The 20,179-nt window shown below is 63.0% G+C and carries 17 protein-coding genes and 4 tRNA genes; 15 read left to right on the forward strand and 6 right to left on the reverse strand.

The genetic code is table 11. The annotated features are described in order from the left end of the window. Positions 1-3 precede the first annotated feature (3 nt). The 3 genes from glgC to glgB are packed head-to-tail and all read right to left on the reverse strand — an operon-like array spanning position 4 to position 5,738. Positions 4-1,269 (reverse strand): glucose-1-phosphate adenylyltransferase, encoded by a 1,266-nt coding sequence (glgC, locus tag AC3A35_RS15855; protein ID WP_487437164.1) that lies wholly within the window; start codon positions 1,267-1,269, stop codon positions 4-6. A gap of 40 nt (positions 1,270-1,309) precedes the next feature. Then, positions 1,310-3,505, reverse strand: a complete 2,196-nt coding sequence (gene glgX, locus AC3A35_RS15860; RefSeq protein WP_487437165.1) for a glycogen debranching protein GlgX — start codon at positions 3,503-3,505, stop codon at positions 1,310-1,312. Further along, positions 3,498-5,738, reverse strand: a complete 2,241-nt coding sequence (glgB, locus tag AC3A35_RS15865) for a 1,4-alpha-glucan branching protein GlgB (RefSeq protein ID WP_487437166.1) — start codon at positions 5,736-5,738, stop codon at positions 3,498-3,500. Before glgB ends, glgX begins: the two co-directional genes overlap by 8 nt. Positions 5,739-6,017: 279 nt before the next feature. On the opposite strand from glgB, the gene malQ reads away from it, so the two are divergent. From malQ to AC3A35_RS15905, 8 genes are all read left to right on the forward strand, one after another. Next, positions 6,018-8,207, forward strand: coding sequence for a 4-alpha-glucanotransferase (malQ, locus tag AC3A35_RS15870; RefSeq protein ID WP_487437167.1), 2,190 nt, complete (start codon positions 6,018-6,020; stop codon positions 8,205-8,207). Positions 8,208-8,334: 127 nt separating this feature from the next. Next, positions 8,335-9,036, forward strand: a complete 702-nt coding sequence (locus tag AC3A35_RS15875) for a VIT1/CCC1 transporter family protein (RefSeq protein WP_487437168.1) — start codon at positions 8,335-8,337, stop codon at positions 9,034-9,036. Between the two features lie 150 nt (positions 9,037-9,186). Next, complete coding sequence (locus AC3A35_RS15880; RefSeq protein WP_487437169.1) at positions 9,187-10,074, forward strand: transglutaminase-like domain-containing protein; 888 nt, start codon at positions 9,187-9,189, stop codon at positions 10,072-10,074. A gap of 359 nt (positions 10,075-10,433) precedes the next feature. After that, entirely contained in the window at positions 10,434-11,009 is a 576-nt protein-coding gene (gene pgsA, locus AC3A35_RS15885; protein ID WP_487437170.1) for a CDP-diacylglycerol--glycerol-3-phosphate 3-phosphatidyltransferase, read from the forward strand. 50 nt (positions 11,010-11,059) lie between these two features. Further along, positions 11,060-11,135 (forward strand) — tRNA-Gly (locus AC3A35_RS15890). 64 nt (positions 11,136-11,199) lie between these two features. Then, a tRNA-Cys gene (locus AC3A35_RS15895) sits at positions 11,200-11,273 on the forward strand. Positions 11,274-11,290: 17 nt separating this feature from the next. Next, a tRNA-Gly gene (locus tag AC3A35_RS15900) sits at positions 11,291-11,366 on the forward strand. A 62-nt stretch (positions 11,367-11,428) separates the two neighbouring features. Next, positions 11,429-12,607 (forward strand): alkaline phosphatase family protein, encoded by a 1,179-nt coding sequence (locus AC3A35_RS15905; protein ID WP_487437171.1) that lies wholly within the window; start codon positions 11,429-11,431, stop codon positions 12,605-12,607. A 252-nt stretch (positions 12,608-12,859) separates the two neighbouring features. Here the strand turns inward: AC3A35_RS15905 and AC3A35_RS15910 are convergent, their stop codons facing one another. Continuing rightward, the gene (locus tag AC3A35_RS15910; protein WP_487437172.1) at positions 12,860-13,306 is read right to left on the reverse strand and encodes a DUF1178 family protein; all 447 of its coding nucleotides are present in this window, start codon (positions 13,304-13,306) and stop codon (positions 12,860-12,862) included. Between the two features lie 94 nt (positions 13,307-13,400). Then, complete coding sequence (locus AC3A35_RS15915; protein WP_487437173.1) at positions 13,401-14,429, reverse strand: DnaJ C-terminal domain-containing protein; 1,029 nt, start codon at positions 14,427-14,429, stop codon at positions 13,401-13,403. A gap of 99 nt (positions 14,430-14,528) precedes the next feature. Here AC3A35_RS15915 and AC3A35_RS15920 point away from each other — a divergent pair. The 4 genes from AC3A35_RS15920 to AC3A35_RS15935 all read left to right on the forward strand — a co-directional run bounded on the left by AC3A35_RS15920 (position 14,529) and on the right by AC3A35_RS15935 (position 18,287). After that, positions 14,529-14,613: transfer RNA gene (locus tag AC3A35_RS15920), tRNA-Leu, on the forward strand. Positions 14,614-14,784: 171 nt separating this feature from the next. Next, positions 14,785-16,002 carry a tyrosine-type recombinase/integrase gene (locus AC3A35_RS15925; protein WP_487437174.1) on the forward strand — a complete coding sequence of 406 codons (1,218 nt, stop codon included), beginning with the start codon at positions 14,785-14,787 and terminating at the stop codon, positions 16,000-16,002. Then, positions 15,999-16,772 carry a hypothetical protein gene (locus AC3A35_RS15930; RefSeq protein ID WP_487437175.1) on the forward strand — a complete coding sequence of 258 codons (774 nt, stop codon included), beginning with the start codon at positions 15,999-16,001 and terminating at the stop codon, positions 16,770-16,772. Before AC3A35_RS15925 ends, AC3A35_RS15930 begins: the two co-directional genes overlap by 4 nt. Positions 16,773-17,960: 1,188 nt before the next feature. Beyond that, positions 17,961-18,287, forward strand: coding sequence for a hypothetical protein (locus AC3A35_RS15935; protein WP_487437176.1), 327 nt, complete (start codon positions 17,961-17,963; stop codon positions 18,285-18,287). A gap of 56 nt (positions 18,288-18,343) precedes the next feature. On the opposite strand, the gene AC3A35_RS15940 is transcribed toward AC3A35_RS15935, so the two are convergent. Further along, entirely contained in the window at positions 18,344-18,643 is a 300-nt protein-coding gene (locus AC3A35_RS15940) for a BRO-N domain-containing protein (protein WP_487437268.1), read from the reverse strand. Positions 18,644-19,042: 399 nt separating this feature from the next. On the opposite strand from AC3A35_RS15940, the gene AC3A35_RS15945 reads away from it, so the two are divergent. From AC3A35_RS15945 to AC3A35_RS15955, 3 genes are read left to right on the forward strand one after another with little or no spacing between them, the layout of a single operon-like run. Then, positions 19,043-19,225 (forward strand): helix-turn-helix transcriptional regulator, encoded by a 183-nt coding sequence (locus AC3A35_RS15945; protein ID WP_487437177.1) that lies wholly within the window; start codon positions 19,043-19,045, stop codon positions 19,223-19,225. Further along, positions 19,222-19,968, forward strand: coding sequence for an HNH endonuclease signature motif containing protein (locus tag AC3A35_RS15950; protein WP_487437178.1), 747 nt, complete (start codon positions 19,222-19,224; stop codon positions 19,966-19,968). Before AC3A35_RS15945 ends, AC3A35_RS15950 begins: the two co-directional genes overlap by 4 nt. Next, positions 19,965-20,123, forward strand: coding sequence for a hypothetical protein (locus tag AC3A35_RS15955; protein WP_487437179.1), 159 nt, complete (start codon positions 19,965-19,967; stop codon positions 20,121-20,123). Before AC3A35_RS15950 ends, AC3A35_RS15955 begins: the two co-directional genes overlap by 4 nt. Positions 20,124-20,179: the final 56 nt, after the last annotated feature.

The following is a 20,179-nucleotide window of genomic DNA, read 5'->3' on the forward strand; positions in this document are numbered from 1 at the left end:
TCCTCAAAGAGCGGTCAGCATGTCTTTCGTTACCAGTACTACACCGTTGTCCGTGCGGTAGAAGCGTTTCGCATCCAGTTCGGGGTCGTCGCCGATCACCAGCCCGGAAGGAATCTTGCAATTGCGGTCGATGACGACTTTTTTCAGGCGGCAGTGACGGTTGATCTGCACGTCGGGCAGCACCACGGCATCGTCCACGGTGCTGTAGGAGCGCACCAGTACATTGGAGAACAGAACCGAATTGCGCACCACCGAGCCGGACACGATGCAACCTCCGGAGACGAGCGAGTCGACCGCCGCGCCCCGTCGCCCGTCCAGGTCGTGCACGAACTTTGCCGGCGGGAGTTGTTCCTGGTAGGTCCAGATCGGCCAGTCCTTGTCGTACATGTTGAGCGCGGGGGTGGTCGAAGCGAGATCGAGGTTGGCTGCCCAGTAGGCGTCCACGGTGCCGACGTCGCGCCAGTAGGGGCCGGAGAAGGGCGGGGTGGCGATGGCCGAGAGCGAGAACGGGTGGGCGAACGCCTGGTTCTCGTTCACCGCGCGCGGGATCAGGTCGCGCCCGAAGTCGTGGGCCGACGCCGGGTTCCGGGCATCCTCCTCGAGCAGTTGATAAAGGTAATCGGCGGTGAAGATATAGATCCCCATGCTCGCCAGCGCCAGTGCGGGATTGTCCGGCATGGCCGGTGGCTCGGCCGGCTTTTCGATAAAGGAGGTGACATGGCGCTGCGCGTTGACCGCCATCACGCCGAATGCCGAAGCTTCCTCGAGCGGCATTTCGATACACCCCACGGTGACGCCCCGGCCGCTGGCCGCATGGTCCGCGAGCATGATCGAGTAATCCATTTTGTATACGTGATCGCCGGCGAGGACAATGATGTATTGGGGCGGGGTTGCGGTCCGGATGATGTCGAGGTTCTGATACACCGCATCGGCCGTACCCTGGTACCAGTGCTCCTCGTCCACCCGCTGCTGGGCCGGCAGCAGGTCGATGAATTCGTTCATGTCGTTGCGCAGAAAGCTCCAGCCGCGCTGGATATGCCGCAACAGGGAATGCGACTTGTACTGGGTGATGACGCCGATCCGGCGGATGCCCGAATTCAGACAGTTGGACAGGGCGAAGTCGATGATGCGGAATTTGCCACCGAAATGCACCGCCGGCTTGGCCCGGACGTTGGTCAGATCGCGCAGGCGGGAGCCGCGCCCGCCTGCCAGCACCAGCGCGAGCGTGCGCCGCGATCGCCGCCGGTCGACATCGGTGTGGGTGTCCATGATCAGATACTCCTCGAATGAGTGTCGGAGATTGGGATGGTCATGCGCGGGATGTCGCCTGAGTCGCCTCGGTGATGACCCGCCGATCGATGAGCACGAGCAGCGTGCGTGCTGCCACTTCGAGGGCGGATTCCGGCGCACCGCCGGTGATACCGGATTGCGCCGGGTCCGCTCTTGTCCCGCTGTCGAACTCGGTGTACCAGCGGCCTTCGGGCAGGGTGAAGGCTCGCGGCCGCCCATCGGGATTGACCAGCAGCAGCACCGCTCGTTCGTCATCGGCGTCGGGCGGCGGCGCATGCAGCCAGATGGCGAGGGCGCGGTCGCCCTCGATGTGCCAGTCGACCCCGGCCAGACGGCGGCCGTCCGGGTGCAGCCACATCACGGTGCGGCCCGCGCCATCGTGCTGCCCGTCGGTGAGCCACGCGGTCTGGCGCAGGGCCGCGTGCGTACGGCGCAGATCCATCAGGCGGCCGACACAGGCCACGAGTTCGTGATCGGCGTGCTCCCAGTCGAGCCAGCTGATCTCGTTGTCCTGGCAGTAGGCGTTGTTGTTGCCCGCCTGGGTGTGACCGATCTCGTCGCCGGCGAGCAGCATCGGCGTGCCCTGCGAACTCAGTAGCGAGGCGAGCAGGGCCGCCTGCAGGCGCTGGCGCAGGGCCGCGATGGCGACGCTGTCGGTCGGCCCCTCGGTGCCGCAATTCCAGGAATTGTTGTGGTGATGCCCGTCGTGGTTCATCTCGCCGTTGGCCTCGTTGTGCCTGTGGTCGTAGCAGACCAGATCACGCAGCGTGAACCCGTCGTGCGCAGTGATGAAATTGACGCTGGCGGTGGGTGCCTTCGCGCTGTGATGGAATTGGGTACCCGATGCGGCGAAACGCTGGGCGAAGCCGCCGCGGTCCCCGCCGCCGCGCAGCCACCAGGCGCGCATCGCATCGCGGTACTGATCGTTCCATTCCAGCCAGCCCGCCGGAAAGGCGCCCAACTGGTAGCCGTCGGGCCCGAGGTCCCAGGGTTCGGCGATCCACTTCACCCGGGCAAGCACCGGATCGGACTGCACCGCGGCGAAGAAGCCCGCCCGGGTGCTGAAGTGGCCATCGCGACCACGCGCCAGGGTGGCCGCGAGGTCGAGCCGGAAGCCGTCGATCCCGTACGCGTCGACCCAGTGGCGCAGCGCCCCGGTCACCAGTTCGACCACGCGCGGTTCGCTCAGGTCGACGCTGTTACCGCAACCGGTCCAGTTACGGTAGCGCGCCGGATGGTCAGGGTCGAGGTGGTAGTAGCGGGCGTTGGCGAGGCCACGCAGGGACAGCGTGGGGCCGAGTTCGTCGGTTTCGGCGGTGTGGTTGAACACCATGTCGAGCACGACCTCGAGCCCGGCAGCGTGGAGGGTACTCACCATCTCACGCAACTCGCCCGCGGCCGTGGTACCGGGTCGGCCGCTCCAGTAGCGCGGTTCGGGGGCCAGCCATGCGATGCTCGAGTAGCCCCAGTGATTGCTCAGCCCGCGGCGCTGCAGCGCGGCCTCGTCGGCGCGAAACTGCACCGGCAGCAGACACAGCGTGGTGATGCCGAGCGCCTTGTAGTGGGCGAGCATCACCGGATGGGCGACCGCCGCATAGCTGCCCCGAAGCACCTCCGGGATGGCCGGATGGCGCATGGTCAGGCTCCGGACGTGAGCCTCGTAAAGCACCGTTTTCCCGGGCGCTATCAACGGGCAGGCACGGCGGCTCACCGACGGCGGCGGCGCCACCACCCGGGCTTTCAGCGCCACCGACCCGTTGTCGTAGCCGTCCGGCTGCGACGGATCGTTCGCGGCGTGGCCGCGCCACGCGTCGAGCTCTCCGCGATACTGGCCGACGACTTCGAGTGCCCACGGGTCGAGCAGCACCTTGACCGGATTGAAGCGTTGGCCGCGGTGCGGCGCCCACGGACCGTGGGCACGCAGTCCATACACCAGCCCCGGTTGCGCACCAGGCAGAAAGCCGTGCCACACGCCATCGGTGCAGCAGGGCAGGTCGAGGCGGTGGTGTTCGGTCCGGCCCTCGCCATCGAACAGGCAGAGTTCGACCCGGCTCGCGTCCGGCGCCCAGACGGCAAAATTGACCCCCGTTTCCGCACTCGCTGCGCCTGTGCCTGCAGGGCTCGCCACCATGCTCGCTATGCGCGCGCCCAGTGGCCACGGCTGGCCGGGGCCGAGCGCCAATCCCGGTTCGAAGGCAGGACGTGGTTCAGTCATCTTGCACCATCATTACCGTCGCCAAGGGAGGCAGGGTCATCATGATCGACTGCTGGCGACCCTGCCAGGGGATGGACTCGCTGTCGAGGAGCCCGTTGCCGGCGCCGGAGCCGCCGTAGATCGCGGCGTCGGTGTTGATCGCTTCGCGCCAGCTTCCGCCATGCGGCACGCCAACGCGCCAGCCATGGCGAACGACCGGGGTCAGATTGCATACCACCACCACGGGCCGCCCCTCACGCGCGCGACGTTCGAATGCCACCACCGAATGCGCGGCATCGTCATGGCTGATCCAGGCAAAACCCTCGGGCGCGACGTCGAGCTGGTGCAGCGCGGGGTAGTGACGCAGCACCGCATTCAAATCCCGGACCAGGCGCTGCACGCCCGCGTGCGACGCGTGATCGAGCAGATGCCAGGGCAGACAGGCGTCCGCATCCCATTCGGTCCATGGTGCAAATTCGCAGCCCATGAACAGCAGCTTCTTTCCCGGGTGCCCCCACATGAACCCATAGTAGGCGCGCAGATTGGCGAACTTCTGCCAGCTGTCGCCAGGCATCTTGGTCAAAAGCGAGCCCTTGCCGTGCACCACCTCGTCATGCGACAGCGGGAGGACGAAGTTCTCGGTGAATGCATACACCAGCGAAAAGCGGATCTGGTCGTGATGGTAGCTTCGATATGCGGGGTCGCGCGCCATGTAGGACAGGGTGTCGTTCATCCAGCCCATGTTCCACTTGTAGTGGAAGCCGAGTCCGCCGCCGCACAGGTCATCGCTCGGCGGGCCGGTGACTTGGGGGAAGGCGGTGGATTCCTCGGCCAGGGTGATCGCCTCGGGGCGCTGGGTACCGACCAGGTGGTTCATGCGCCGCAGAAAGTCGATCGCTTCGAGGTTCTCCCGACCTCCCAGCCGGTTCGGAATCCACTCGCCCGCCTTGCGGCTGTAGTCCCGATAGAGCATCGACGCAACCGCATCCACCCGCAGGCCGTCGATGCCATAGCGTTCGATCCAGTACAGCGCGTTGCCGACCAGATAGTTGCGCACCTCGGTCCGGCCATAGTTGTAGATCAGGGTATTCCAGTCCTGATGAAAGCCTTCGCGCGGGTCGGCATGCTCGTAGAGCGGGGTGCCGTCGAAGTTTGCCAAACCGTGTTCGTCGCTGGGAAAGTGGGCCGGCACCCAGTCCAGAATCACGCCCAGGCCGGCGTCGTGCGCGGCCTGCACGAAAGCGCGGAACTCGGCTGGCGTACCGAAGCGCGAGGTGGGCGCATAGAGCCCGGTGGGCTGATAGCCCCAGGAGCCGTCGAATGGGTACTCGTGAACGGGCATCAGCTCGATATGGGTGAAGCCCTGATCACGCACGTAGGGAATGAGCTGCTCGGCGAGCTCGCGGTAGCTGAGCCACTCGCCGCGCGCGTTCCGCCGCCACGACGCGAGGTGGACTTCATAAATGCTGATCGGCGCATCCAGTGCGTTGGCGCGGCGACGCGCCGCGCTGTTGGCCAGCGCCGGTGGCAGACGCTGGACCACGGAGGCCGTTTGCGGGCGCATCTCGGCGCGGAACGCGAACGGATCGGCCTTGATCCGGAGCTGGTCCGCGGCATCGAGGATCTCATACTTGTACAAGTCGCCCTCGGCGACCGCGGGCAGGAAGATCTCCCAGATGCCGCATTCCCGTCGCAGACGCATCATGTGGCGGCGACCGTCCCAGTTGTTGAACCCGCCCACCACCGACACCCGGCGCGCGGCGGGCGCCCACACCGCGAAGCGGGTGCCCGCGATGCCCTCGATCTCGACCGGATGCGCTCCGAGCCATTCGTAAGGCCGGTGGTGGGTACCCTCGGCCAGCAGCCACACGTCGGTGTCGTGGATCAGCAAGGGGAAGCGGTAGGGGTCTTCGATGACCGTGGTGTGGCCGGGCTTGCCGTCTGGCGCGCACCATCGCACCCTCAATCGATAACAGGGGAGGGGCCGTCGGCGGGGCACGACGCCGGTGAACAGGGCGCTGTGAGCCTGGCGTTCGAGCACCGCGACGCAACGGTTGCGCTCATCGAGCACCTCCACCTCGTGCGCATCCGGGAGCAGCGCGCGCACCACCACTGCGCCATCCACGACATGCATGCCCAGTACTGCGAAAGGGTCGCCATGTGCCGCGCGCATCAGGGCTTCGAGTTCCGCCGGGTCGAGCGGCGCAGCTGCGCGCGAGTCTGGCGGCGTACGCGTCGCGGCGTGGCGGCTCATGGCGGGCTCTCCGTGGATGCCGATCGAATCGGTGACCGGTTCTTGTGTTGATGCGGTGAATAGTGTCACAACCGTATCGGGAAGGGCTAACCAGCGTCAACCGGCGTCGCCCCCGGAAACCGACCATGCTGCCTCGGCAGCTGCCGGAAGGGCCGCATTTCCCGGTTAATATCTGATCGCCGGGCTCCACGCGCGACGCAAGCATGCGATCACCGATGACAAGTCATGTGCCCGACGCGTCGGCGAGGAGGAGACCACCGAAACCGTGGAAGGATATTCATGAGCAGCCAGCTTGACGAACTGTGCAACCGCTACGGGATATTGCCCGGATATTTCGACATGTGGGGCAAGGCCTATCAGACCTCGGCGACCAGCCAGCGCGCGCTGTTGTCCGCAATGGGCGTGCCGGCGAACAGCGACGAGGACATCGCCGCGTCCCTGTCCGCTTTCGACCGCGAGCACTGGGGACGCCCCCTGCCGCCGGTCGTGGTCGTGCGCGAAGCCGCCCGCCCCCATCGGATCGCCATCTCGCTGCCCGAGTCGAGCGAGGCCTGCGCCTATCGCTGGTGCCTGCGACACGAATCGGGGCGGGAAGAGTGGGGCGAGTTCACACCCGCCAGACTCGAACAGAGCGGGCGCGCCGAGGTCGATGGGCAGGTCTTCGTACGTCGGGTCCTCGCGCTCGACCTGGCGGTGGAGCCCGGATATCACCACCTTGTGGTGACGCTCGCGGATGATTCCCCGGTCGCGGAAACCTCCTTCATCGTCGCCCCGTCGTGCTGCTATGAACCACCCGCGATCGAGGATGGACGGCGGGTATGGGGCATCGCCGCGCAACTCTACGCGATTCGCTCCGAACGCAACTGGGGCGTGGGCGACTTCGGTGATCTGCGAGCCATGATCGAGTTCTGCGCGCAAGCGGGTGCCGGTGTGCTGCTGCTCAATCCGGTCCATGCGCTGTTCCCCGACGCGCCGACCCACGCCAGCCCCTACAGCCCGTCCAGCCGCACGTGGTTCAACACGATGTACCTCGATGTGGAGGCGATCGCCGAGTTCGGCGACTGTCCGGAAGCACGGGAACGGGTGGAGCACGCGAGTTTCCGGACCAGGCTGAACGCCCTGCGCGCGGTCGAACAGGTCGATTACCACGGCGTGGCAGAATTGAAATCGGGCGTGCTCGAGTGTCTCTACGCCCACTTCCGTACCCACCACCTGGCCGCCGGCACCGAGCGTGCGCGCGCGTTTCGCGGATTTCAGGCCGTGCATGGCGACGCCCTGCGCCAGCACGCCCTGTTCGAGGCGCTGCAGGCCCATTTTCGTGCGCAGGACGCTACGGTGTGGGGCTGGCCGGCGTGGCCCGAGGCCTACCACGACCCGCAATCCGGGCAGGTGGTGGCATTCCTCGATGCGCATCCGGATCGCGTGGAGTACTTCGAGTATCTGCAGTGGCAGGCTTCGATGCAACTCGATGCCGCCGGTGTGCGTTCGTGGGAATGCGGACTCGGCGTCGGCGTGATGCTCGATCTGGCGATCGGCGTTGCCGAAGGCGGTGCGGCAACCTGGATGCGCCGCGAACTCCACGCCCTGGGCGCCAGCGCCGGCGCGCCGCCGGACGAGATCAACCGCATGGGGCAGGACTGGGGCCTGCCTCCGTGGATCCCGCATCGGCTGACCGCTTCGGCATACGCCCCATTCATCGAATTGTTGCGCGCCAACATGCGGACGGCCGGCGCCTTGCGCATCGACCATGTGATGGGTTTGCGACGCCTGTTCTGGGTTGCGCGCGGGTTGCCGGTCGCAGAGGGGGCCTACGTGCAATATCCGGTCGAGGATCTGCTCGGCATTCTCGCCCTCGAGAGCCAGCGCAATTGCTGCCTGGTCGTGGGGGAGGATCTCGGTACCGTGCCCGATGAGGTACGGTACGCCCTGCAGCCCGCCAGGGTGATGTCGACCCGCCTGCTGTACTTTGAACGCAGCGGGGATGGCCGTCTGAAATCGCCGCAGGACTACCCTCGCGATGCCATGGTAGCGGTGACCACCCACGATCTACCCACGCTCGCGGCATTCTGGAAGGGCTCGGACATCGATCTGCGCGAGCGCCTGGATCTCTATCCGGACCAGCACGTACCCGATCGGCAACGCGCCCTGCGCACCGCGGACAGAGCGCAGTTGACGGCCATGTCCGGCCGCCACGATGGACCCGACGAGGGCGCCGACACTGAGTTCACGCTGACCCCGGAACTGGCTGCGGCGGTCTACGGCCATCTCGCGCGGACGCCCTCAAAACTTCTGCTGGTGCAGATGGAAGATGCCTTGGGCGTACTGGAACAGCCCAACCTCCCGGGCACTGTGGCCCCGACTTACCCCTGCTGGCGGCTGAAGTTGCCGCAGAATCTGGAGCAGTGGGCGGGCAACGAGTATGTGCACGCCATCGTGCGCACGCTGCGCGATACCCGCCCGCGGCACTAGAGGTCGACGTGCGCGGGCGTTTCGAGACACGAGATCCGCGCGGGCCCACGGTCAGCGCGCGCACCGAACGTGATGGCGCGGGTCAGCCGCCGCCGTGCTATACCGGATTATCCGAGGACTGTCGATCATGAAATTCCCGCGACGTCATACCGAACGTCACCGTACCGACCGGATCGGCTGGATGCGGGCCGCCGTGCTTGGCGCCAACGACGGCATCGTCTCGACCGCCAGTCTCGTGGTCGGCGTCGCGTCTGCCAGTTCGGTCGAGGGGGCCGCGCTGGTGGCGGGGGTTGCTGGGCTGGTTGCCGGGGCGATGTCCATGGCCGCCGGGGAATACGTGTCCGTTCATTCGCAGGCCGACACCGAGAACGCCGATCTGGCGCGCGAGCGCGCAGAATTGGAGACCCAGCCGGTCGCGGAACATCGCGAGTTGGCGGCCATTTATGTTGCACGGGGGCTGGAGCCGGGCCTCGCGCAGCAGGTGGCCGCGCAGCTGATGGCGCACGACGCCCTCGGCACCCACGCGCGCGACGAGCTGGGGATTTCGGAAACGGTCAGCTCGCGGCCGATCCAGGCTGCGCTGTCCTCGGCCGCGAGCTTCGCGGTCGGCGCGGCGCTGCCGCTCGCGGTGACGGCGCTGGCAAGTCCGCAGGGCCTGATTCCGTGGGTCTCGGGAAGCGCGCTTGCCTTCCTCGCGGTGCTGGGTGGCGTTGCGGCCCGCGCCGGCGGGGCACCAGTGGCGACGGGTGCGTGGCGGGTGACCTTCTGGGGCGCGCTCGCGATGGCGATCACCGCCGGAGTCGGGGCGCTGTTCGGGGCGGTCGTCTGAGCAGACCGCACTGCGGCGGTTGAGCCGTGTTTACCGGCCCGCCGGCGGACGATCGCCGATGTATCCTCGGTCGCGGAAATGGAATTCTCGACGATCTGTGTGCGCTAGCGCACCGAATCCGGTCGCTCGATATGCGAATCTTTTTTTACCATGATACGCATCGAATTGAAGGTCGATCTGAGCTACGAAGTCGAAGACCAGGGCGCCGACTTCGTGTTCAACATCCACGCCGCGTACACGCCGAACCAGACGGTCTCGGCCGAGCGCCTGGTGATGAGCCAGGCTGTCGATGCGCAGATCCATACCGACCCGTTCACGGGCAACCGTTACATGCGCCTGCACGCCGCCCCGGGGGAACTCAAGCTGTCGTATTCGGCCACGGTCGATCTCGTGCACCACTTCGCCGAGCCCACGCAGCTTGCTGAGGTGCCTGTGCGCTGCGTTCCGCCCGAGGTGATGGGCTATATCTATCCCAGCCGGTACTGCCAGTCGGACCGGCTGTTCAAGCTCGCCGGCAATGAGTTCGGCTCCATCCCACAGGGGCATGATCGCGTCGAGGCGATCCGCGCCTGGGTCGAAAAGCACGTCGCCTTTACGTCGAACGCATCGAACTATACGACTTCGGCGGTCGACACCCTGATCGAGCAGGTCGGCGTCTGCCGCGACTTCGCCCACCTGATGATCGCCCTGTGCCGCGCAGTGAACATTCCCGCACGCTTCGTGACCGGTACCGACTATGGTGCGGACCCGGCGCTCGGCCCGCCGGACTTCCATGCCTATGTCGAGGCCTATCTCGGAGACCGCTGGTACATCTTCGATCCGTCCGGCACTGCGATCCCGATGGGCCTGGTGCGCTTCGGCACCGGGCGCGATGCGGCCGACGTGGCCTTTGCCACGATCTTCGGCTGCGTCAGGACCCAGGCGCCGGTGATCAGCGCGGCTGCGGTCGAGGACGAGGCGCGCGGGATGGTGCTGCCACAACGCTGCCGCGAGGCGATCTCCACGGCTGGCGGGCCACAGGATGCGGCGGGCGAGTAAACGGCCGACGGCCGATTCTGTCTTGGCTGCGTCCTCGAGGCATTCACCGATCTACCCGCCCTGATCGCCGACGTTCCCTGTAGCGTCAGCGACCGCCTTGCCGCAAGAAATAGCTCGCGTCGTCGCCATGGAAGCCCGTCCTTTCTGGTGACCACGCGGGCGATTGCCACGACTCATTCGATGACCAGTGCTTGCACCGACTGTTCGATCAGTTCCGGATCGCATTCGTCGTGAATCCATGCGCGACCCGCCCGGTCAGCCTGACGGTGCGGTCGACGTCGTACAAACTCGGGACGTGCGGCTGGCGGCCGCTGATATACTCGCTGCGAACTGAAGACAGGGCCCAGCGGCCGCCAGGCATGCCAATCAATATCCCCAACACCCTCACATGGGCGCGTATCGCACTGATTCCGCTTTTCGTCGGCATTTTCTACCTGCCGGACGGATGGGTGAGCCCCTTGCAGAAGAACCTGGTCAGCACGGCGATATTCATCGTGGCTGCGGTGACCGACTGGTTCGACGGCTATCTGGCCCGGGCACTCGAGCAGACTTCTGCCTTCGGCGCCTTTCTCGACCCGGTGGCCGACAAGCTGATGGTCGCCGCGGCACTGATCCTGCTGGTGCAACTCGCACGAGTGGACGCGATCATCGCCGTCATCATCATCGGCCGCGAGATCACGATCTCGGCGCTGCGCGAATGGATGGCACGGGTCGGAGAGTCGGCCAGCGTTGCGGTTGCATATGTCGGCAAATTGAAGACCGCCGCACAGATGACAGCCATTCCCCTGCTGCTATACAATGCGCCCCTGTTGTCGATCGACCTTCGCTTTGTGGGCAGCATTCTGATCTACATTGCGGCGGCCTTGACGTTGTGGTCGATGGGGTACTATCTGCACCGTGCAATGCCCCGTCTGGCCAAGCATATGGACCGCTAAAATCGGGTTGACACATTAAGATCGCCGTCTATAATGGCGGTCTTTCCAGAGCGGCAGTAGCTCAGTTGGTAGAGCGATACCTTGCCAAGGTATAGGTCGAGAGTTCGAGACTCTTCTGCCGCTCCAAGAATTTTGAATCCGGACTCCTCCGGATTCGGGGCCCCGCCAGGGTGCCGACCAAAGGGTTAACGGCGCGATAGCAAAGCGGTTATGCACCGGATTGCAAATCCGTGTAGGTCGGTTCGACTCCGGCTCGCGCCTCCAGGTAGTGAAGGCATTACGCGGCAGTAGCTCAGTTGGTAGAGCGCAACCTTGCCAAGGTTGAGGTCGAGAGTTCGAGACTCTTCTGCCGCTCCAGTTTGCAGAGCCGGACAAGTGGATTGCACTTGTCCGGTTTTTTGCTTTCGGAGGTCGAGCCGATGCTTTCCCCGTCCTTGCCACTCCCGCACGACGCCGTGTTGCCGGATTTCGGCGCCGGTGGCCTGTTCGGACTGGCGCGCGATCTGCGCGCCTGGCTGCACGACCCGGAACGGCTCGCGGTCGGCGCGGGCCCGTCGGTCGCCGCGCATCGCCTCGTTGTTCTGCTGGTGATCGACGGTCTCGGCGACAACTTCCTCCAGCGCCATGGGCAGGGCAGTTCGATCCTGCGTTATCGCCAGCGTCGTCTGACCTCGGTTTTTCCGAGCACGACCGCGAGCGCGGTGACGACGCTGCTCACCGGTCTGTCGCCCGCGCAGCACGGACTGACCGGCTGGTTCATTCAGGATCGGCGCTTCGGCGGGGTCATCGCCCCCTTGCCGCTGCAGTGTCGTGGCGGCGGCCCCTTGCGCGCCCCTTTGCTGACCCGGCGCCTGTTTCCCTACCCGGGCATGTTTGTCGGCGGTCGCCTTCCGGTCGCGATGGTGTCACCGCAGGACATCGCCTTTTCGCCGTACTCGCGGCACCATGCCCGGGGCGCAACGATCCGGCCCTACGGCACATCCGCCGAGTTCGTCGACACCATCGCTGCGCAGGCAAGGGCCCTGAGCACGAGCGGTGGCCTCATTCACGCCTACTACCCGCGTTTCGACGCCGTGTGCCACCGATTCGGCGCGCACTCGGAACAGGCCCGGGCGGAGTTCGGGCTCGTCGATCGACTCTTTGCCCAACTCCTTGACCGGCTAGGCGGCATGCCGCTCACCGTCCTGCTCACCGCCGATCATGGCTTCATCGACGCATCGGACGAACGCCACATTCGTCTCGAACGCCATCCGGAAACCCGGGCCATGCTTGCAGCTCCCCTGTTCGGCGAACGTCGGGTTGCCTTCTGCAACGTTCGCCGCGGTGCCGAGAGCGAGTTCTACGGTTTTGTGCGCGAGCAGATGACCGACAGGGCAGTGGTGCTGCGCTCCGGGCGTTTATCGAAAGCCGGTTTGTTCGGACCGGGAACAGCCCATCGGCGCCTTGCCGAGCGCATCGGCACCCATGCCCTGCTGATGGAGCCGGGATGGACGATCAGTGACCGCGTTGCCGGGGAGAGGACGCATGACATGATCGGCGTCCATGGCGGGCTCAGTGGCGACGAAATGTGGGTACCCCTGGTGCAGGCCTGTCCGTGAGTGTCACCCGACGGTAAACGACGGTTCATGGTCCGGTCACGGCGCCCGCCTATGCTCGGGTCAAACGGGAGGCGATCATGTCCGGCGAATCGGGTACAGCACTGAACTTCATGATGGCCATGCGTCAGGCACGGTGTGGCGGGGTGATCGAATCGCTGCTGCACAGGTTTGCTTCCGGCTGGAACCCCTTGTCGGGGATGGACGGACCGCTTTGCTTCGTGATCGAAGCGTGCGCGGACGCAGGGTCGACGATCAGTGCAGATCCTCATCCGGCGGAACGGGCAGCACCATGATCCCCTCGGCAAGCAGTTCGCCGAGTTCATCCTGCGAGGCTGCACCACGAATGCTCCGTGCCTCGCTGTCGCCACGGTGAATGTTGCGCGCCTCTTCCGGAAAACGCTCACCGACGTCTTCCGCTGCGCGCGCCAACAGTCGCAAGGACGCCATCAATGCCGCACCGGCGCCGGAGTCTGGCAGGGACGGCGGCGGCGCCTGAGCCGTGTCCGCCACGGACGACCGCGGGACCTCGTTCGCCCGCGTCTGCACATAGGGGGCGCTCGGCATCCTGCGGATGTCCATGACCCCACACACCGGACATGAGACGAGATTGTGGCGAAGCTGTTCGTCAAAGGCCGACGCCGAGCCGAACCATCCCTCGAAGCGGTGATCCCGTGAGCACAGGAGGTCGAGAACAATCACATTCGGCTGTCCATGGGGTCGGAACGATGATCGGGAATCCTGCCGATCGGGTACGCGCGAATGATGGAGACCCGATCGAACGAAGCTACCGGAGTCAGAGTCCGGAAAGCCATGTCCGTTCCCACTCGCGCAGTTGTGGCAGGCTGACGCCGGTATCCCGCCCGATCTCGGCGTCGATCTTCCGGTACAGCGCGATCAGCTTCGGGCCGGGGTATTCGGGGAAGAGCGGTCGCAACAGGACGCGCAGCGCGCCGGCAGGGCGGGCGCCGCGTGCGGGGAAGCCTGCGCCCTCGATCCGGAGTTCGCGCGGCGCGCAGGTGCCCGCCGCGACCTCGAGTTCGAGCGTCCCGCCCGGGACCGGTACGATCAGCACACTGCCCGCCAGCAGTGCGAACGCGCTTACCGGACGCTCTAGCAGCAGATCGCGGCCCTCGAGGCGGAACAAGGGGTGGGGGCTCAGGCGGATGCGAAGTCTCAGATCGCCAGCGCGTCCATCGGGGAGCTCGGATTCCTCGCCTTTGCCCTCGAGGCGCAATTCCTCGTCAGCGATCATGCCCGCCGGCACCTTGACCATCAGCGTGCGTACCGCACGCAGCACACCGGCACCGGCGCAATCCGGGCAGCTCGCCAGATTGGAGTAGCCACGGCCGCCACAATCGGCACACGGTGCCAGGCCCGCATGCGTGCGGATACGCCCGGTTCCGTGGCAGTTCTGGCACAGCCGGCCGTGCGGAAGTTGAACCTGACCGCTGCCTTCGCATCGATCGCAGCCCGTCACCGACTCGACCGGCACCGCCTTCTCGCAACCGGCGAGGGCCTCTTCCAGACTCAGGTCGAGATCCTGCCAGCGATCCGCTCCGCGCGGCGGCGCGGTCTCGGCGGGGCCGGCCGGGTTGTCGTTGTTGCCGTCGCGCCGGTCCCGGTCGTCGCCATCGTCATCCTGCGCGTCCAGCATGCGGTCATGAGCGGCACGCAGGCGCTTGAAATGTTCGAGCGCGGCGGGGTCGGGATTACGGTCCGGATGCCAGCGCATCGCCAGACGGCGAAACGCCTTCTTGACTGTCGCCATATCGGCATCGGCCGCAACCCCGAGCACCACATGGGCTTCGATGTCGTTCAGCATGACACGTCCGCCGCTGGCGTGATCGCACCACGCCGAGCTAGGCCCGAGTGCAGGCCGGGGCTGGGCAGCCCGGTGTGTCTGTGGGAGAATCCGCGGCTCGCCCGGGTGGTGGAATTGGTATACACAGCAGACTTAAAATCTGCCGCCGCATGGCATACGGGTTCGACCCCCGTCCCGGGCACCAGATGCAAGTTCACTGCAGTCCGCCAAAGTCCAAAACATCAATAAAAATCAAGGATTTGCCTCTAATTTGCCCGCTTTAGTGTCCACTGGCGTTCGATAAAGCTTGTTGTCTTCCGTCAGTTTTGGCAGTAACTTCGGCAGTAACTCATCACTACCGCAGGGGGTTACTGTCATGTACGTTACTGACACGCAGATTAAGAACACCAAGCCTACCGACAAGGTAACCCGCCTCACAGACGGGGATGGATTGTATATGCTCATCCAGCCGAGCGGCGCGAAGTGGTGGCGTTTCGACTACCGCTTCGAAGGCGTGCGGAAGACGATCGGCTTCGGCACCTACCCCGAAGTCAGCTTAAAGCAGGCCCGCGAGAAACGAGCCGAAGCACGCAAGCAGGTAGCGGCAGGGATTGACCCGAGCGAGCACCGGAAGGCAACCAAGAACGCCCGCGCGGATCTCGCCGCGAACAGCTTCGAGACCATCGCCCGGGAGTGGTACGCCCGGCAGGCTTCCGTTCTGGCCGAGAGCACGAAGCAGACCCTACTAGCTCGGCTGGAAAAGGATATTTTCCCATGGATCGGCGACAAGCACGTCGACGACGTCAAGGCGTCGGACATCGTCGCAATCGTCAAACGGATCGAGACCCGGGGAGCGCATGACATCGCGAAGCGGTCGATTCAGACGATCGTGAAGGTCTACAGCTATGCGATCAGTCATGGCAAATGCGACCGCAACCCGGCACGCGACATCATCCCATCTGACGTGCTGCACCCCCACAAAGAAAAGCACCACGCCGCGATTACCGACCCGAAGGAAGTAGGGGGCTTGCTGCGAGCGCTGCATGGCTACACCGGCGCCTTTGTGACGGCCAGTGCACTGAAGCTTGCGCCGCTTGTGTTCGTGCGCCCGGGTGAGCTTCGGCACGCAGAGTGGACCGAGTTCGACTTTGATAAGGCCGAATGGCGGATCCCGGGCGCCAAAATGAAGATGGGCGAGCAACACATCGTTCCGCTGTCGCGGCAGGCCATCGAGATCCTTCGAGAGCTTCAGCCATTGACCGGGCGCAGCAAGTACGTCTTTCCGAGCGAGCGCACCCGCGAACGCCCCATGAGCGAGAACACGGTGAACGCTGGTCTGCGTCGGCTGGGTTACTCGAACGAGGAAATGACCGGGCACGGCTTCAGAAGCACCGCGTCGACCCTGCTGCATGAACTAGGATATGCACACCACGCCATCGAAGCCCAACTTGCCCACGGCGAGCGGAACAAGGTCTCTGCCGCGTACAACTTCGCGCAGTACCTGCCAGAGCGCAGGGTGATGATGCAGGAATGGGCCGACTATCTAGATGGGCTTCGCAAGGCTACGAACGGGAAGGAGGCACCCGCGACATGAAAGACATTACCGTATTCGAGTGGCGCTATCAGCCTGCAGACTATCTGGATGACCGATATTGCGACGAGTGTGAAGATTACTCGCTAGGGGTTAGCGCCGGTATTGCGCGCGTTACCTTTAACTCGGACTATTTAGACCAATGTCCGAACGCATTCGAAAGAGTAACTACTACTCTAATGAGCAGATTTGCCGCCACACAGCTACTGACGGGCAACGCTTTTGAATTATCTAAGCCGACAAACGTTCGCTATAACAGCAATGGATCCACGTCGAAAACGCTTTCCATCGACAATATGAGTCATGCGCACCCGGTAGAATCTCTCGATCTAAGTGTTTCGGATAGCTCCGGCACTCTCATTCAAGACACAAGACTAGACCGAGTTGAAAACGCCAACGTTCTGGCAGGACTTATCGTTAGATTTAGATCTGATCAATGTCTTGGCAATCTACTGGAATCACTAGATGGAATCCGAGCGAGCACCACGCGCAGCCTTCATGATGCGTACGCGATTCTTGATCAAATCACAGAAGCCCGATTTGGCAGCAGGAAATCCGCCGCAAACGCACTCGGGCTTCCCGACCAGAAAGCATTCAGTCGTCTCCAGCATCTGTGCAATGAAGGCGGGGTGCGTGAGGGGAGACACCCCGGACGATCCGTGTTGCCTTTAAAGAGCGCCACTCCTGATCAGATAAAAGAGGCCGAGGCTATCGCTTTCATGCTTATCCGGAAGTACCTAGAGTATCTCGGGCGAATGAATACAGCCGCCTAGAGCGCCCCAGCCTGACCCGCAGTCACTGCCCCATAGAAAAAGCCCCTCGACGTTCTGAGGGGCTTTTGTTTTGCGCGGAAACTGCCGGAATCCCGGCCATTCCCGAAGTTTAACTCTTCGGGTCAGAAGAATTATCCCGAAAAAGGGAGATATCCCTTCCTTTGCCCATGCACTGCCAATTACTGGAATCCCAGTAATTACCCAGCACCGCTAATACGGGAATTCCCCGTATTTCTGCAGAACTGCAGAATTACGCCACCTCTCCGTCATCACCAACGAAGCCGCCCGCCGTCATAGCTTCGTCCCAGCTCCGGAACGTATGAAGCTCGCCCGCTTCGTCCTCGACAAGGTAACGCGTTCCAGCGTGGGCGGTTTCGAAAACGTGAAGGTGTACGCCGTTGATCGTCATTATTTTTAGATTCCCTTAAATGTTGCCGGCATCTGTCAGCCGGTGACGAGATACTAGCGCATCATTTCTTGGAAAAGCGCAATAGTCACTGACTGCTGATCCAAATAAATTTTCAATTTCGTGCAATTAGCAAAATGCACGTTTTCCTATATCGTGACAATTGAGTTTGCACTGTGATTTCAATACAACAGATTAAACCTTGTTTGCAGTTTTATTGACTTTACTATTGAAATGTAAGGGTGTTTTATGGTACAATATGCATGTTGTTTGATAGGGCAAACACGGTAACAATGTACTGATCAGTACAGACCTTAACAGGCCTTACCTGATAAGTAATACCCACTTCCCGGCGTAGCCGGGAGCGGGGTTTGGGGCGGCAGCCCCAAGGTGTTGTCGGCTAGAGTTACGTCCACAGCTGGACCAACACGCCGGGACATCAAAAGCAACGTCAAAGGCAAGACCCTGGGGCTCCGCCCCAAACCCCGGCCCGCTTCGCGGGAAAGTTTTCCCTCCCGTGTTCCGGAGTGTTTCATCAGGATACCGGGACACGAGTTTGTTGTTTCACTTAAGTAAGGATGCCGGGACACGATTTCTGTCCGGCTCAAGGTAAGGTGCCGGCTATGACGACCGGTTCCGTTTTCAGACAAGGTTCCGGCTATGACAACCGGTTCCGCAAAGGTTTCTCCAGAACGCCGGCCCCGTGCCGGCTTTTTTTCGCTTGTCGGCTCCGTTCCAAAGTTGAGCCGCTATGATCTTGATATCGAGACAAGGGGCGCAGCATGGCTAAATCAACCGGTTCCGCAATAAAGCGCGGTTATCTTACGGTCACCAACATTGGAAAGGCGTTATTCATTGAACCCCGCCGGGTCAATGAGATCCTCGACGAACTCGGGTTTCAGACGCCCGGGCGCTCCAGAATCGCGCGGTGGAAGCTCACCATTGAAGGCGAGCGCTTCGGCAACGAAGGCGTTGTCGTTACAAAGGAAGGCGCCTTTTCGTGTATCTGCTGGCACCACAGCGTTATCGAGCTTGTACGGGCGCGAATGAATCGACCGCTGAAGGTCGGACGCGGCTCTTTCCTTGATGCGGTCCGCCGGTCGGCCTAACTCAGGCCCGGACATATCAGCGCCTACCCGAAGGCGTTAAACCGCTCACAGGGCGTTTAAACGCGTTTCTCCTCGCCCATCACGTACATCCCATCCTTGCGAATCGCCGGGAGGACGGTGCCGGTGACCCAGTCTTCGAACTTCTCAGCGGCCGGCAGCTTCGAGCGGAAGATCAGACGATAGACGTCGCGCTCGGGGATGACTCGAATCTTCTGAGGACCACCTGCCGTTTGAAGGGTGTCGTACCTCACGACACCCTTGCAATGGGCGGTCACCGCGTGATTGTAGTTCCCATATCCCAGCACATCACAAACGTCCTTCGCCACGAACCACGGCTCGCCGTCCTCGCCCTTGATGACGCGAACGGCGTGGGCGTCGAAGTTGAAGAGCTGGAAAAGCTACGAAATCGTATGTTTGGCGAAAACGCGCGGCCGGCTGAACTATTCGCGTTTGTCAAGCCCCTGACTCTTGCTCACAACCGTAAGCGCTTGATCTGATAACAAGTTTCCAATTTTCAAGTCTTGTGGCGCCTCATAGGATCTGATATAGTCTTACCCGGAGTGAATTGATCACTTCAAAGAATATCGTTGTTCGAGTTGTACCCGAGACTGTGACCGTCTCAACTACGCATGAAATAGGCCGCAGGCGCAACGCCTGCCCGCACCTTGTAGCCCCCGAGCTGCTAAACGCGTGCCAGCAGTCGCGCAATACTGCAGATCAACGATCGACAAAAGTCGTTTTATCTGGAGTATGAAATGAACGTCTTAATCAGCCTTCCCGATCTGCTGGCACAGATCACCGTTTCAAAGTCCGCTGTCTACGCATGGATCAAATCCGGACTCTTCCCGGCCCCGGTGAAACTCGGTCCTCGCCGGGTCGCTTGGCGCCAGTCCGATGTCGACGCTTGGATCAATTCGCGCAGTGGGGTAGCAGCATGATCGTCATCCCCCGCGCTGAATGTCGTCTGAGCCGCAAAGGTCGCTCGCATGAGTTGGCCTTGCGCGGCCTGCTCGAATGCAAATCCAAGCACGCTTGGACCCTTGTCCACGGCAGGGTCACCACGAACGGCGTAACCCGCGAACAGGCGTGGCTTGAATGCCGCCGGCTTGGACTTGTCTATAGCCCAATCGGCGATGCAGTCGACAGCATCGAGACATTCAACCGCCGCGCCAAGGCTATCGAGATCGCCCGATATACGGCTGACGAGGCCCGGGCGCTTTACGTCAAAACGAATTGCTCCGGCCCGTGGCATGAAGCGAAGCACGACCTGACCCACGCCGAAGCGCTGAACCTGTTCGACTACGATCACAAAACCGGCAATCTGATTTGGCGGAACGGCCCGCATGCCGGCCTCGTTGCTGGTGGCGTCAATGGCTGGGGATATCGAGTCATTACGATCCGCGCCGAGAAGTATCAAGCGCATCGCGTTGTGTGGCTTCATCAGTATGGCACGTGGCCTGCGCTTGAAATCGACCATATCGACCGCAACAAGCTAAACAACCGTCTCGGCAACCTTCGCGACGTTCCCCACGCTGTGAATATGGGCAATCGCGAGCTGTCGAAGGACGACGAGGCATATATAGCCGCTCACATCGAGAAGTTCGGCGTCGAATCGCGATACTTCGAACCAGCACCCGATTTCGTCAAAGCCGTTGCGGAATTTCTGGAGGCGGCAGCATGATTCCGAACTTCAAGGACTCGTTGCAGCGAATGGTTGACGCGAATCTCCCCAGCCCCGAACAGCTCGCCAGATCGGTGCAGCAAGAACCAAGGACCGACGGCGATGAATTGAGGATCGATATCGAGGTCACTGTCGACGGCGAGCGCGTCGTGTAATCAGATCCAATTCGAGCGCAATTCAGAAGCCGGCCATGTGGTCGGCTTTTTTATTG

Source organism: Azoarcus sp. Soil_N_20 (genome assembly GCF_057656155.1).

Excerpts from the sequence above, each read along its gene's own strand:
- malQ (WP_487437167.1), top strand. The coding sequence starts at position 6,018 with ATGAGCAGCCAGCTTGACGAACTGTGCAACCGCTACGGGATATTGCCC.
- AC3A35_RS15935 (WP_487437176.1), top strand. The coding sequence starts at position 17,961 with ATGGCTAAATCAACCGGTTCCGCAATAAAGCGCGGTTATCTTACGGTC.
- AC3A35_RS15930 (WP_487437175.1), top strand. The coding sequence starts at position 15,999 with ATGAAAGACATTACCGTATTCGAGTGGCGCTATCAGCCTGCAGACTAT.
- AC3A35_RS15915 (WP_487437173.1), bottom strand. The coding sequence starts at position 14,429 with ATGCTGAACGACATCGAAGCCCATGTGGTGCTCGGGGTTGCGGCCGAT.
- glgX (WP_487437165.1), bottom strand. The coding sequence starts at position 3,505 with ATGACTGAACCACGTCCTGCCTTCGAACCGGGATTGGCGCTCGGCCCC.
- glgB (WP_487437166.1), bottom strand. The coding sequence starts at position 5,738 with ATGAGCCGCCACGCCGCGACGCGTACGCCGCCAGACTCGCGCGCAGCT.
- AC3A35_RS15945 (WP_487437177.1), top strand. The coding sequence starts at position 19,043 with ATGAACGTCTTAATCAGCCTTCCCGATCTGCTGGCACAGATCACCGTT.
- AC3A35_RS15925 (WP_487437174.1), top strand. The coding sequence starts at position 14,785 with ATGTACGTTACTGACACGCAGATTAAGAACACCAAGCCTACCGACAAG.
- AC3A35_RS15950 (WP_487437178.1), top strand. The coding sequence starts at position 19,222 with ATGATCGTCATCCCCCGCGCTGAATGTCGTCTGAGCCGCAAAGGTCGC.
- glgC (WP_487437164.1), bottom strand. The coding sequence starts at position 1,269 with ATGGACACCCACACCGATGTCGACCGGCGGCGATCGCGGCGCACGCTC.
- AC3A35_RS15880 (WP_487437169.1), top strand. The coding sequence starts at position 9,187 with ATGATACGCATCGAATTGAAGGTCGATCTGAGCTACGAAGTCGAAGAC.
- AC3A35_RS15905 (WP_487437171.1), top strand. The coding sequence starts at position 11,429 with ATGCTTTCCCCGTCCTTGCCACTCCCGCACGACGCCGTGTTGCCGGAT.
- pgsA (WP_487437170.1), top strand. The coding sequence starts at position 10,434 with ATGCCAATCAATATCCCCAACACCCTCACATGGGCGCGTATCGCACTG.
- AC3A35_RS15955 (WP_487437179.1), top strand. The coding sequence starts at position 19,965 with ATGATTCCGAACTTCAAGGACTCGTTGCAGCGAATGGTTGACGCGAAT.
- AC3A35_RS15875 (WP_487437168.1), top strand. The coding sequence starts at position 8,335 with ATGAAATTCCCGCGACGTCATACCGAACGTCACCGTACCGACCGGATC.